Here is a 13,792-nt window from a genome sequence, read left to right as displayed (position 1 = left end):
GCCTTCAATCAATGCCATTTCATCGTTCGCACTTAACTCGGCACCCTTGGCATTCTGTTTGTAAAACTCGACGACGTCGGAGAACTCGGTATAGGTTTTCAGCATGACCTCGAAATCATGTCGTGGGCGGCCTGCCAATTCGTCGAAGTCACCGTAAATCGGTGCGCCTTTCATGCTGGGCGTGGTGTACACGCCATCGACGCCGGCGCCCGCCAGATGGGCATTCTTCGGAAGCAACGGGAGCATCGCCTTCGGGAAGTCGGAAGGTAATTGCGAGGCGTTCCAGGAGTCTTTTTTCGGGTCAGTGGTGATGTATTCGACCGTGGCAATTTTTTGCGCTCGAGCGCGTGTTTCGGGATCTTCACTTTCGGCCCAATACGCGATCAATGGCGGCAACTGTTTGCTCCAGACAATGATTGGGTCAGCGTCGCGCTTCTTGGCGCCTTTCGCCTGGAAGATGGTCAGCACGGTTTCTGGACCGGGATTGCAGGACAACGACTCTGTGCGTGATTTGACGGTACAGTGCCCATTGACCAGCCCAACGGCGATCAACTGCCCCTTTTCGTCCAGCAACAGCGCGCCGCGTTCGTCGCCGTGGTTACCGTCATCCATGGCGGTAAGCATCTTGCGCCCGGCAGGCACACCTTCCTCAAACGTCGAGAACTCTGAATCGAGAGATTCCAGTACTTGCGTCACGATCAACGAGCCATCGTTGGTGTAGCTGCCTGTCGCGTAACCGATGAAGTCAATCAAGGCGGCCCGTATCGCCGGATCTTCGTTGAGCTGTGGTGCGTGCTCCGGGGCAGGGTCGTTGGTGAGCAGCAGCACAGTGGCACCGTCTTCGCGCTTTTCTGATCGAAGTGACAGCGCAACGGCGTCAAGAGAAAGGGTCAATGCCAGAAGCATGGCGAATGGTCGTGCAATGGTAACCAAGGGTTCATTCCTTTGTTGGGTGGTGATCCGGTTTCTTTGGGAGTGACTTGTCGATGGCAATGCATCGGAAGCAAAAGGGGGGCAGATTATTTTCATGGTCACGTAGAAACAAATCTGTCTCCACCATGGTTTTTAATATCGACGAACTCCGAGCGAGCCTGTCTTCTTGGTTAACGCTAAGGTAAATGCCTCCTCCGACGTGAACTTCAGTGTTTCCAGCCAGCTCATAAACCACTCGACGTCCAGTGCCGCGAATATCTTTAGCCACTCAGTTTTTTTGCCTCCGCAAGCGGGTACTGCTGTCCCACTCAGTCCATGACCCTTGCCTTCGAAAAACAAAAAGTAGTCATCGTCGTAGCAGTAGCCGATCAATTTTGGCCAGTCAGCGCTGTGGGGTTGCTCCGGTACAAGATCCTTTTCGGCAATCACATAATAATTTCGGACTTTGTGGGGCTGTAGGGGAGGGCGGTAGCTAGAAAGCCAGATCAGGCATTGAGTTGCTTTATCGGAGTCGTCCATCCAAGTCGATACTTTCTTGTCCAGTTCCGTAAATGTTCCTGCGGTGCCCATGCGATAAAACATTAACCAACCGTCTCGTCCTTCGTTGACTATTAAGTAGGTGTACCCATGAGCTTCGACGGTCAGCGACCAACAGCCGAAATATACTCGCTGATCCGAGAACTCGGTGACGGTGAATCCAGCATGTTGAACAGCATTTTGCAGATCGGGATAAGGCAATTGGCATACTCCTAGCAAAGTCTAAGTTCGCACCTTGAATTTTGCGCCTCCTCCGTGAGGAGGGGGAGGTCGGCCAGACGATTCTCAGGTTTGTTTTCATGAGCGCTTAGAAAATAAATCTGTCCCTTTGTCCTTATTTTATGCCTATAAATTTTCTAGATTTGTTGGTCCGCCATCATTTAGAAGTTTTGTCATTCGCCGATTGTAAAGCTCAATGTCTTGTGCGTTGTTGGCTTTGTTCAGTTCTTGACGCAGGAATCCCATGGAGTTAGATATTATCTGCTTTTCATTTCTAGACAAGTCGCGGATTAGATCGAACCCATTTGCAGCTAGGGCTGGAATCTTTTTTCGCATGTAGTAATAACAGCCAATATTTTCGAGAAGATCATTTGCATCTTCTACGGTGTTATTAATGGTTGCTACGTATTTTTTGAACGCGTTTGCTAATATGGACTCTGGACTTTTTTGTGTTTTTAGAAAGCCGCAAAGTCCTTGCCAGTTAATGATGTGTAGCTGAGTTCCCCAGTCAGGATCTTTCGTGAAATAAACGCCAGCCCCTCTGAAGTAGGCTGGGAATTCGTCTCTATTTAGCGCTTTTTCAAAGTTGCTGATCATTGGAGTTGTTCCCAGTCGTCAAATTGGCTCAGAAGTTTGTTCATGTCAGCTCCGTGATTGATTTTTTCGGACCCGATCAGGGCTGCTTCCTTCGTTCCGCTTTTTGTTTCGCCTCCAGGTACCCATTCTTTTGGATAGGCACCTGCTTCATTGCCATTTGGAATTTCATATTTAAATCTAGGATCATCAGGCTTGATTTTGACGAGGTAGATTTTGGCGGAGGAAAGGTCCGAGGAACCAAGGTTGAGCTCCTTGTTGAGCACTTGCCAGTTACCCCCACTAGCTTTGTATTTGGCAACCACGGTATCCATCTCTGATGGCAATCCTACAAATTTTCTAGGAGGGAATGTTGGATAACTAGAGCGTTCAATCCATTCGTCAATAACGACAAAGGAGCCTCCCTGCTGCTTGAAGGCTTCTTCGTGCATATTTACATAATGCTCCGGTAGATATTCACGTGTGTCAGCAGGCCTATTTCCTTTTTCAAGGTTAATCACTTCATCGTACTTAGCCTGGGACATGGGAATATTGTCGGGTTTCGTTGCATTTGCCGAATTATTGGGCAGCTTGCAATCAGGACCAGGACACGTTGAACTCAACCCCAACGGATCCACCCACCCCGTAGGGTTAGGCACGTACTGGTAGTTGTTCAACCCACCCGCAAGCTTGATCGGATCCGGCGTCAGATACCGCCCAGTGCCCGGATTGTAGTAGCGATGCCGGTTGTAATGTAAGCCCGTCTCAGCATCGAAATATTGGCCCTGGAAACGCAACGGGTTTTCGATTTCTGCGATATCGAGAGTAGCGAGATTGCCGTAAGCGCGGTATTTCGCCGACCACATGATCTCGCCGCTGTAGTCGGTGAGTTCCTGCGGCGTACCCAGGTGATCGAGTTGGAAGTAGAACGGCGTGGCTTCAAGTGGGCCTTCGCCATCGAGCATGGCCAGTGGGCGGAAGCTGCCGGGTTCATAAATGTAAGTGCGATAGCGGTTGTCGGCGCTTTCAGCGATGAGGCGTTCGCCTTGCCACAAGAATTCGGTGGTTTGACCATCGACGGTTTTAGCGATGCGTCGGCCGAAGGCGTCGTATTTGTAGCTCGCAACGCCGCCGGGGAGGCTGACACCTATCAGGCGATGTTGGCAGTCGTAGCGGTATTCGGTGACAAGTTTCTGCCCTGCACCGCGACGTTCGCGAATCAGGTTGCCGTGGGCGTCGTAGTCATAGTGGCGGTCGCCCTGCATGAGCAGGCGGTTGCCTTTGACGTTGGCCAGGTTCGCCGTTGGCTGGTCGCCTTGGCCGAGGAGGTTACCCGCCGGATCGTGGGCGAAGCTTTCCGGGGTGGTGCCACGGACGTTGATCAGGCGATCAAGCGGATCGTAGTGATAGCTGCGGTTGCCTTTTCGGTTGTCGTCGATACCCGCAAGATTGCCGTTTGCGTCGTAGGCGTAGCGACGACGAAACAGGTTACGGTCCTGCTGGCTGACGGTGTGGGCTTGCAGTCTGCCTTGTTCGTCGTACTGGTATTGGCTGAGTAGCAGGCCCTGTTGGCGCTGCTGTTCACGGCCAGCGCTGAACTGGTGCGTGGTCAGGCGTGAGCCGTTGAGGTCGATGCTGCTCAGGCGGCCACCGGTTTGGTGGCGGTAGTCGAGTGTGCTGCCGTCGGGGAGGCGGCAGCGGTTCAGTTGGCCGAGTTTGTCGTATTCGTAACGCGTGGTGCCCCAGCCCTGATGTTCGGTGATCAAGCGGTCTTGCAGGTCATATTCGTAGGCGAGGGGCCAATGACCGTCGTCGACGTTGACCAAACGGCCGAATGCATCATAGCTGTAGTGAATTTCCTCGCCATCGGCCAGGGTTTTCACCAGCAACCGGCCAGCGGCGTCGCGTTGGTACTCTGTGACCAACTCGCTGGCGTCGTCGCCGAATTCGGTTTTCTTCAGTAGTTGGCCGTTGAGGTCGTACTCGTAGGCGGTACGACGCCCATCGAAGCCTGTTTCCTGCTGGATCAGACCATTGGCGTAGTAGTCGAGGTGATAGTGCTCGCCACGTTCGTTTTCGATCTCGCTGAGCAGCAGGCGCGGGTTGTCGTAGCGATAGCGCAACTGGCTGCCGTCCGGATTGATGCGACGACTGACCAAGTGCAGGTTATCGGCGTATTCGTAGCGGGTGACGCGGCCCAGTTCGTCGCGTTCGGCAGTGACTTTGCCGTAGGCGTTGTAGGTGAATGCGCGCGTAGCGCCGCCTGGCAAAGTGATTTGCGCGAGGCGGTTAGCAGCGTCCCATTGGTAGTGGGTGATTGCGCCGCTTTCGTCCTGACGGGTGATCTGCCGGCCCAAGGCGTCGTAGCGATATTTGCGCTGGCCGCCGTCCGGTAACTGTTCTTCGAGCAGTTGGCCGAGGTTGTTCCAGCCCAGTTGATGACGACTGCCGTCGGGGTGACGGATTTCCAGCAGACGGCCTTGGCGGTTGTAACTGTAGTGGGTCGAATTGCCGTCCGGGTCGACTTGTTCGGTGATGTCGCCCTGATCGTTGCGCCAGTATGTCCACTTTGCTGGGCCACGGTTCACCACACGGACGTAGCCGTGGTAGTACTCGTAAGTGGTGGGGGCGTCTTCTGGCGGAATCACCGCAACCAGTCGACCGGCTTCGTTGTACTGGTATTCGGTGACCGCGCCGAGGGGGGCTTTTTCGGCGATCAGGCGGCCCTTGTCATCGTAGGCCTTCAGGTGTTCGGCACCATCCGGGTCGACTTTGGCGACCAGTCGAGCCTGATCGTCGTGGGTGTAGACTTCTTCGCTGCCGTCAGCGTTGGTAACGGTGACGCTGCCCTTGTCATCCCAAGCGTAGTGCGCGTCCATCTGGGAGAAGCTTGCCCAGTGGTGGATGCAGCGGGCTGACTTGCCTTCTTTTTCCCATTCCCAGTAGAAACTGGCACCTCCGGCCAGTTGCCGCTCGAGAATGACGTTCTGGTCGTTATAGGCATAACGCTCGGCTTCACCGGCGGCGTTTTTGGCTTCGATCAGGCGGTACTGGGCGTCGTAGCCATAGGTGACCAGGGTCTGGACAGTGCTCCAGGCATCTTCCAGGTTATCCGCCGGGCTAAACTGCTGGTAGTCGATGGCGACGATGTGTTTGCGGTCGTAGCGCACGAGGAGGGCGCGACCGGCGCCGTTATCGACACGTTTGATTCGTCCGTGAATGTCACGGGTGATGTGCAGGCGGTTGTCGTAGTTGTCGCTGATGGCGATCAGCGTCGCGCCTTTGCTGTTGTAGCGGAAGTGGTAGAACTGGGTGCGTTCGCCGGCTTGGGTGAGGATCAATTCGGACGGATCGTCGCCAAGGAAAATTGCCGCTTCCGACAGGCTGTTGGTGATCGCCGGGCGCTGCACGCTGGGCAACGGGAAGGTGGTGACGCGGTTTTCGTGGTCGGTCCAGACCACCTCATCGTCGTTGATGTCGACGCGTTGCGCCAGGGCATGGCTCCAGCCGTAACCGAGGCCACAGTCGATTTCTGCGGCGCTGGTGCGATAGAGGCGCGTCCAGCTGAAGGGCAGCAGGCCACCGAGTTCACCGTCGGTCAGCGTCAGCAGCTCTTCACCAGTGACCATCGATACGGGGCAACCATTGGTGCAGGTTTTCTTGGCGCAGGCAGCGCTTTTATCGTCAGGTGTTTTCGACTGAGTAGAAGCGTCGTCGACCTTTTCCTTGGGCTCCAGCTTGGTTTGTTTTTCGGTTTTCTTACGCGGAAACGAAGAGGCATCCTTCACCTCCTGCTTCGGTGTATCCGTGGTTTTCGGCACCTGACTCTTCGAGCCGTTGGCCGCCGCTTCGTCGATCTTTATCGCTGCCGTTTTTGTCGGTTTCATCGGCACGTTCTTGGCGCTGGCGATCACTGGTTTCGACACCTCGGCATGCGCCGGCAAGCTGTGCTCGCCACTCAACTTCATCAATGTCGCGGCCAGTTCTTCGAGGTATCTGACGGCCTCACCGGACTTGACGGTGGACAGGACCTTGGTCCCGACGCGCACCGCGATACCGGCACCGCCAGTTAGGCAGATACCCACCAGCACGTTGATCAGGAACTCGGACGCCATAGCGGTCACCACGTCGACAACCACTTGGGGCGGCAGCATGCCGACCCACGCCACAATCGCCGCGACGTAGATGAACATCAGCGGTTCGTCGCTGAGGATCAACAGCCCCGAGGCAATCGATTCCTTGGACGCGGCATAGAGTTTGTCGATCTCGATGTCCGACAGATATTTGCGCAGTTTTTTGAGGTTTTCCTTTGGGTGCGCGAGCAATTCGAACAGGCTCTTGATGTCGTCCCACAGCCGGAGCAGGGCTTTCTCCAGGCCATCCATCGCGCGTTTGAGCAGAATGACCGAGCGGCCCATGCGGTCAGCTGCCGAGTAGCTGGCCCACTGTGGCTGGAACTTGCCCGACCATTCGCTTTGCAGCCAGCCGTTGAGTTTGCCGATCACGCCCTGATAAGAGTCGTAGAGAGCTTTGACATTGCTTTGGGATACGTTCGGGAAAAAGGTAATGCGGTACATCTGGCCCTTTTTGCAGCCGTCGATCACTTTGATGCCGCTCGGGCCGATCGTTGTTTCAATAACGGGACCGGTGACGTCGTCGTAGAAAGTGCCTTTGGTGACGGGTTCCAGTTTCACTGGCGTGTTGCCGATCGGTACGAAGCGCGCCGACTCGAACATGTGGATCAGCGTGAAGTCGCCCGCCAGGGGGCAAGTCGCGTAGGTCTCGACCTTACCGGTTTTGGTCTTGCGTTTGGTCACGCTGACTTCATTGCCGACTTTGAAAGTCTGGTCGACATCCAGTGCCCAGCCGGTCAGGAAGCCGTCCGCCCAGTCTTTGTAGTCGCTCAGGCAATTCTTGAAGTCTTTGAGAATCAGGTTCACGTCAGGGGTTTTGGCGTCCAGCACGCGCAGGACCAAGGTACCAATCGGGGTATTCATGACGTGACTTCCTTTGTCAGCTGAGCAGCAAGACGCTCTGCCAAATCTTCTGTATTGGATTGTTGGCGAACGAAGCGTTCGACCTTGTGGCGCAAGTTACTTTCGGGGAAGGCGAAGAACAGTTCCGGGCAGTCCTCTCCCAGCCACTGCATCAGGTTGTCGACGACGGTGGTGTGGTCTTTTTCCGCCAAACTATCGAGCAACTTTTGCGGCACTTCCCACCACGGCCAGTCTTTCGCCGGCGGCACCACCCTCGGCCCCACCTCCAGGCTCTTCCCATTAATCAGATACCGATCAAACACCGGCAGCACCTCGCCCGCGGCATCGCCGAGGCCTTCCAGAATCGGGTAGATATGCCGTCCATCCCAGAACCTGAAAAACACTTCGGTCCCATCCGGCATGCGCACTTGAGTCAGGCTGCGCAGATGTTCGAACACTACATCCGGCTCACTGGTGGACACCGCCAACCAACCCCAGTCCTGGGCATCGGTTTCGGCAATCCATGGCAGGAAGCTTGAGTTGGGTTTCAGCTCGATGAGGTAGGGCATCACCGGCTGCCAACTTGCGTAGGGTGTGCCGCCCCAAATCGGGGTCGCCTGGGTTGTGGGTTCGTTTTGGTAAAGCGACTTGAGGGCTTCAGCATCACTGGCCGCACTAACAATCAAGTACAACCGCTCACCCGTCTGCAACGGCCGTTCAGCCAGCCACGCCTGTGGAGTCATCAGATCAGATCGCACAAGCACCTGCCTTGCACTTCTCGCACTCTTCACAGAACGGCGCATTGCGCTTCAGCGTATTAATCTGCGCCGGCGTCAGTACCGCGCCAGCCTTGTCGGCATCAGCCTGTTTCAGTGCCCCAGGCATCAGCGGTGCCGCGCCGGTGCCGCTGCCTGGGCTGCCGCCGGAGTTCATGTTGATCGCCGGGCCGCTGAGGGTGACGCCGCTGGCATCGATCTTGATGAAGCTGCCGCCGGCCTTGAGGGTGAGTTCGCTGCCGGCTTCGAGCACGACTTTCATGCCGCTGCTCAGGTGGATTTCCTGGCCGGCTTCGATGAATTGGCCGGTGCCGACCTTGATGTGCTGGTTGACGCCCACGGTTAGGTGGTCGTTGGCGCGGGCTTCGACTTTGCGATCAGCGTAGACAGTGTGGTGTTCTTCGGCCTTGAATTCGCTGTAGCTGTTTTGCTCGACGGTGTCGTGGCGTTCGTTGCCGACGCGGATTTTCTGGTCGTGTTCGACGTTCTCATCCCAGTCGCGCTGGGCGTGCAGGAAGATCTGTTCCTGGCCTTTTTTGTCTTCGATGCGCAGCTCGTTGAATCCGCCGCCGCCCGGAGAACTCAGGGTTTTGAAGGTGCTGCGGGTCTTGTTCGCCGGCAGGGCGTACGGGATGACGTTTTCCTTGTGGTACAGGCAGCCGCTGATCAGCGGCTGGTCGGGATCGCCTTCGAGGAAGCTGACCAGCACTTCCATGCCAATGCGTGGAATGGCGATGCCGCCGTAATGGGCGCCGGCCCAGGCGGAGGAGACGCGCAGCCAGCAGCTGGTCTTGTCGTCGGCCTGACCTTCGCGGTCCCAATGGAATTGCACTTTGACGCGGCCGTATTGGTCGCAGTGGATCTCTTCACCTTTTGGCCCGGTGACCACGGCGCTCTGGCTGCCGAGGATCCGTGGCTTGGGGTGGTTCAGCGGCGGACGGTTCGGCACGTCCCAGGGGGTGGCCTGGAAGCGGTTGCGGTAGCCCTGATGGAAATCGTCTTTGAGGTTGGTGGTGCTGCTGGTCACCGACTCTTCGAGCACTTGCGGCTGTTTGCCTTCGTGGAGGATTTCGGTCAGCAGCCACAGGTCGTTCCACTTGGCCTTGGGGTGTTGGGTCAGGGCCAGGAAGTGGCCGCTGACCAGCAACGGCTGATCGCTTCGGCCTTCGGCCAACTGGAAGTCGCTGCGGTGACGCTCGAGGGCGCGTTTGGCCAGGTGCTTGCCACGCTCGCGGTCGATGAAGCGGCCGGGGTAGTCGTAGTCTTCGAGGTCGGGCAGGGCGTCGCCACGGTTCTCGCTTTCCAGTTTCAGGCGCGGTTTTTCGAAGTCGTAGTCGCGGCGGGTGGTGCGGCTGGTGCGGGTTTCCAGGCGCAGGTCGAAGCGCTTGATCACCGGGTCGTTGGCGACCATGCCGGAGTCTTGCTGATAGGCCACGGGCGCGAGTTTCGGGAACACCGTCTGGTCATCGCCGAATACCAGCTTGTGGGCCTTGGCGCTGTGCTGGAAGTGGTAATGGATACCTTCTTCCTCGCACAGGCGCTGAATGAATTGCAGGTCCGATTCATCGTACTGCACGCAGTAAATGCGCTCGGGATAAATCGCCCCGACTTTGAATTCGTAGGCGTTGCTCTGGATGCCGTGCTCTTCGAGGACCATGCCGACGATTTTCGGCACAGTGAGGTTCTGGAAGATGCGTTGGTTGATGCGGTGCGCCAGGTAGGACATCTGCGGGCGCAGGGTCACGGCGTAGCGGGTCAGGCGTTTGCCCGAATCGCCCTGGGCGGCGCGGTAGATCTGGCCATGAATGCCGCTACCGTCAGGCGAAAGCTGCAAGAAGGCCGGTTTGTGCAATAGCGTTTCGAGGTCCAGGGACGGTTGCTCACTGACCAGCTGCACCTCAAACACAAAAGGCTGGCTGATAGCTTCCCGACCTTGCAGGGCAAGGACCTGGAGATCGTTTTCCAGACCTTCGACAGTCAGGGCAAAGTGAGTCTGATTGGCCGGCGCGAACATCCCTTGTTCCTCGTGCAGTGCTGCGGCGCGCGTTGACACCCGAAAGCCGGATCAACGGACGCGAAAATTCTTGGAAGGCGCAAATGACATCGACCAGCAGAGCTGGCCGATGTTTGGAACCGTCAGCCGCGATTAAGCGACTGGAACACGCCAGTCATCGGAGCCCGAAGTACCGGATACTTCGTGGGTCCAGGTGATTTTGCGGTAGGTGAATTGCACTTCTTCCAGGTGCGTGAAGTGCGAGTTCGACGGATCCTGGCAGTTGTGCATTTTGTTGTTGATGGCGACGATGATCGCGTCTTCCAGTTTGGTGGTGTAGTAGTGCTCTTGGGTACCTTGAGCCGAAGTGCGGTACCACTGGATAACGATTTCGCTCATGCGCTCGCCGGAGGTCAGCGCCGCTTGCAGCAGTGGCGAAGACTTGTCGTAGACCTTGGTGATCACGACTGGCTTGTGTACACGCTGACCGGTCGGTTGGCCGGACTGTGGGTCACGCGGGATGATCACGTCGTGGCTGAACGCCTGAACCATGACCTGGTCTTCGTGACCTTCCTGGTAGGTGTTGCCAACGGAGTCGGCGGTGAATGCGCCGGCAGTGATCAGGCCTTGTTTTTCGCCGGTAACCGACATGTACGCTGGTGTTGCCATGGGGTGCTCTCCTTGCGGATAAATTTAAGGTGCCCGGGAGGCGGTAACGCCCGGTGGGTGCCTGACTGTTATCAAGGAGCGTGCCAGAAATGATTAAGATCATATAAATCAGGTGGTTGAGACGACTTTTTCCAACGCTGAGAGGTTTTCGGCAAGGATCGCCTGAAAAAGTGCGCAAGAAGTTGCGCACCACTGCGCAACTTCTTGCGCACTTGGCTGGAAGCCTTGGTCCATCTGGCTTTCAGCGCTATTGAGGGTTTTTTGGGGCGGATGACTGCGCAAGAAGTTGCGCATCAAGGCCATGAGCCATTATCGCGGTAAGCGTTGCAACGAACTGCGTAACCCGGCGATCAAATCCAGCGCCGAACAATCCTCAAATCGACTCTTGCGCTGTGCAGTCCGCGTGGGCGTCACGTCAAGGATGCGAGCGGCCAGCCGTCTGTCCGGGCAACTCCAATGGTGATGGAATTTTTCTCCGAACCCGTCGCTCTGCTGATGTAGAGACGTGCCGATTCGGCGTCCGGCAGCGAGCACCCGGCAAGCCATGAACAAGACCCTGGACGATTACAACCGCCTGCGTGACTTTGTGGCGACTCCGGAACCGGCCGCCGCCAAGCGTTCGGGCAAAAAAACGGTGAAGGATCATGCGCTGCAATTCTGCATTCAGAAACATGACGCTTCGCACCTGCACTATGACTTTCGCCTGGAGCTCGATGGCGCGCTGAAAAGTTGGGCGGTGCCGAAAGGCCCGTCGCTGGACCCCAAGGTCAAGCGCCTGGCGATCCACGTTGAAGACCACCCACTCGATTACGCCACGTTCGAAGGCAACATTCCCGAAGGGCATTACGGCGCCGGTGATGTGATCGTGTGGGACCGTGGGGTGTGGATTCCCCAGGGCGACCCGGCCCAGGCATACGCCAAGGGACGACTGAAATTCGAGTTGCAAGGGGAAAAGCTCGGCGGCCTGTGGAACCTTGTGCGCACGCACATGCCGGGCAAGCAGGAGCAATGGTTCCTGATCAAACATCAGGACGGCGCGGCCAGGCCCGAAAGCGAATATGACGTGGTTGCCGCCGAGCCTGACAGCGTACTCAGCGATCGCACCATCGTGGAAAAAAAGCACGGTGCAGAGCAACCCAATCCGATCAAAAAAGCTCCGGCCAAGGCACGCAGGGGAAAGTCGTCACAACTGACAGGCGCCCGCAAAGCCAGGCTGCCGGAGCTGATCAAGCCCGAATTGGCGACGCTGGTCGAATCCGCGCCGAGCGGTCAATGGAGCTATGAGATCAAGTTTGATGGCTACCGGGTCTTGGCGCGTATCGACCACGGCGAGGTCAAGCTCTTCACCCGCAACGGTCACGACTGGACCCACAAATTGCCAGAGCAGGCCCAAGCGCTAGCGGCGTTGGGGCTGGAATCGGCCTGGCTCGACGGCGAAATGGTGGTGGCGGACGAGCAGGGTGTTCCGGACTTTCAGGCGCTGCAAAACGCCTTCGATGCCGGTCGCAGTGGCAGCATCGTTTACTACCTGTTCGATTTGCCCTACCTCAACGGCGTGGACCTGCGCGCAGTGCCTGTCGAAGAGCGCAGGGCGGCGCTGGCGACTGTACTCAAACTCAATGAACACCCGTTGTTGCGGTTCTCCGAAGCGTTCGGCGAATCCCCGGAGGCCTTGCTCAACAGCGCCTGTGAAATGCAGATGGAAGGCTTGATCGGCAAACGCCTGGGTTCACCTTACTTGTCGCGGCGCACCAGTGACTGGATCAAACTCAAATGCAAACATCGGCAGGAGTTCATCGTGGTCGGCTTCACCGACCCCAAAGGCTCGCGCAGTGCCTTTGGCGCGTTGCTGCTGGGCTTGCACGACCGTGACAGCGGCGAGTTGCGCTATGCGGGCAAGGTCGGCACCGGATTCAGCGAGGCGAGCCTCAAGCGTCTTTATGAACAACTGAAACCGCTGCAGACGAAAAATCCGTCGATGGTCAACCCGCCCACCGGTGTTGAAGCCAAGGGAGTGCATTGGCTAAAACCCGTTCTGCTGGCGGAAGTGGCCTTTGCCGAGATGACCAAGGACGGTTCGGTACGCCAGGCCGTGTTTCATGGGCTGCGCGAGGACAAGCCCGCCGCCGACATCACCGAGGAGCGTCCGACAACCGTGAAAACCTCAACCACTAAAAAGAAAACCAACCAGGCAGCGCCGTCACAAATCGGCCTGGAGCAGGGCAAGGTGCGCATCACGCATCCGGATCGGGTGATCGATGCCAGCAGCGGCACCACCAAGATGCAATTGGCGGAGTATTACGCCAGTGTCGCCGAGTGGATTCTGCCGCAACTCAAGGACCGGCCGGTGGCGCTGGTGCGCGCACCGGACGGCATCGCCGGCGAACTGTTCTTTCAGAAGAACGCCGAGAATCTGGCCATACCCGGCATTATCACTCTGGACAAAGCACTGACAGGCCAACCGATGATGGTCATCAACAGTGCCGAAGCCCTGATTGGCGCGGTGCAGATGAGCACCGTGGAGCTGCACACCTGGAACGCCACGTCGGTCGATCTGGACAAGCCCGACCGCTTCGTCCTCGACCTCGACCCGGATCCGGCGCTGCCCTGGAAGAGCATGATCGAAGCGACCCGGCTGACCCTCACGGTGCTGGATGAACTGGGACTCAAGGCATTTCTCAAGACCAGCGGCGGCAAGGGGATTCACCTGGTCGTACCGCTGACCCGCAAACACGGTTGGGACGAGGTCAAGGACTTCAGCCACGCGATTGTCAGTCACATGGCCAAGCTGCTGCCGGAACGATTTTCCGCGGTGTCTGGGCCGAAAAACCGGGTTGGGCGCATCTTCATCGATTACCTGCGCAACGGTCTCGGCGCCACCACGATCTGCGCTTATGCCGTACGCAGCCGCGAAGGGTTGCCAGTGTCGGTACCGATCTTTCGCGAAGAAGTGGCTGAGCTCAAGGGGGGTAATCAATGGAACCTGCACACTGTGCATGAACGTTTGGCCGAGGTCGGCGATGCGCCCTGGGCCGACCTGAAGAAAACCCGGCAGACGATTACCGCCGAGATGCGGCGACGGATCGGGATGTAGGAGCCAGGCTTGCCGGCGAAGG

At 57.3% G+C, this 13,792-nt stretch carries 9 protein-coding genes; 1 reads left to right on the top strand and 8 read right to left on the bottom strand.

The genetic code is table 11. The features are described 5' to 3' along the window. The 8 genes from AC30D7_RS28005 to AC30D7_RS27970 form a co-directional block, all read right to left on the bottom strand. On the bottom strand, positions 1–906 hold a 906-nt coding region (locus AC30D7_RS28005; RefSeq protein WP_490136243.1), incomplete at its 3' end, for a hypothetical protein. Between the two features lie 159 nt (positions 907–1,065). Continuing rightward, positions 1,066–1,671, bottom strand: coding sequence for a hypothetical protein (locus AC30D7_RS28000; protein WP_490136240.1), 606 nt, complete (start codon positions 1,669–1,671; stop codon positions 1,066–1,068). Between the two features lie 144 nt (positions 1,672–1,815). Beyond that, positions 1,816–2,286, bottom strand: coding sequence for a hypothetical protein (locus AC30D7_RS27995; RefSeq protein WP_258669272.1), 471 nt, complete (start codon positions 2,284–2,286; stop codon positions 1,816–1,818). Next, positions 2,283–7,259, bottom strand: a complete 4,977-nt coding sequence (locus tag AC30D7_RS27990) for an RHS repeat-associated core domain-containing protein (protein WP_490136239.1) — start codon at positions 7,257–7,259, stop codon at positions 2,283–2,285. The genes AC30D7_RS27995 and AC30D7_RS27990 overlap by 4 nt, the downstream gene beginning before the upstream one ends. After that, entirely contained in the window at positions 7,256–7,981 is a 726-nt protein-coding gene (locus AC30D7_RS27985) for a DUF4123 domain-containing protein (RefSeq protein WP_490136242.1), read from the bottom strand. The genes AC30D7_RS27990 and AC30D7_RS27985 overlap by 4 nt, the downstream gene beginning before the upstream one ends. 4 nt (positions 7,982–7,985) lie before the next feature. After that, a complete protein-coding gene (locus AC30D7_RS27980) occupies positions 7,986–10,028 on the bottom strand; it encodes a type VI secretion system Vgr family protein (RefSeq protein WP_490136238.1) in 2,043 nt (680 codons plus the stop codon). A gap of 132 nt (positions 10,029–10,160) precedes the next feature. Further along, positions 10,161–10,676 carry an Hcp family type VI secretion system effector gene (locus AC30D7_RS27975; RefSeq protein WP_007900657.1) on the bottom strand — a complete coding sequence of 172 codons (516 nt, stop codon included), beginning with the start codon at positions 10,674–10,676 and terminating at the stop codon, positions 10,161–10,163. A gap of 108 nt (positions 10,677–10,784) precedes the next feature. Then, a complete protein-coding gene (locus tag AC30D7_RS27970) occupies positions 10,785–10,979 on the bottom strand; it encodes a hypothetical protein (protein WP_490136237.1) in 195 nt (64 codons plus the stop codon). A 241-nt stretch (positions 10,980–11,220) separates the two neighbouring features. Between AC30D7_RS27970 and ligD the strand changes: the two genes are divergently transcribed. After that, positions 11,221–13,770, top strand: a complete 2,550-nt coding sequence (gene ligD / locus AC30D7_RS27965) for a DNA ligase D (protein WP_490136236.1) — start codon at positions 11,221–11,223, stop codon at positions 13,768–13,770. Positions 13,771–13,792: the final 22 nt, after the last annotated feature.

The sequence above is a fragment of the Pseudomonas sp. DF5 genome, from assembly GCF_058148225.1.
This window is presented reverse-complemented; position numbering and strand designations above follow the sequence as displayed.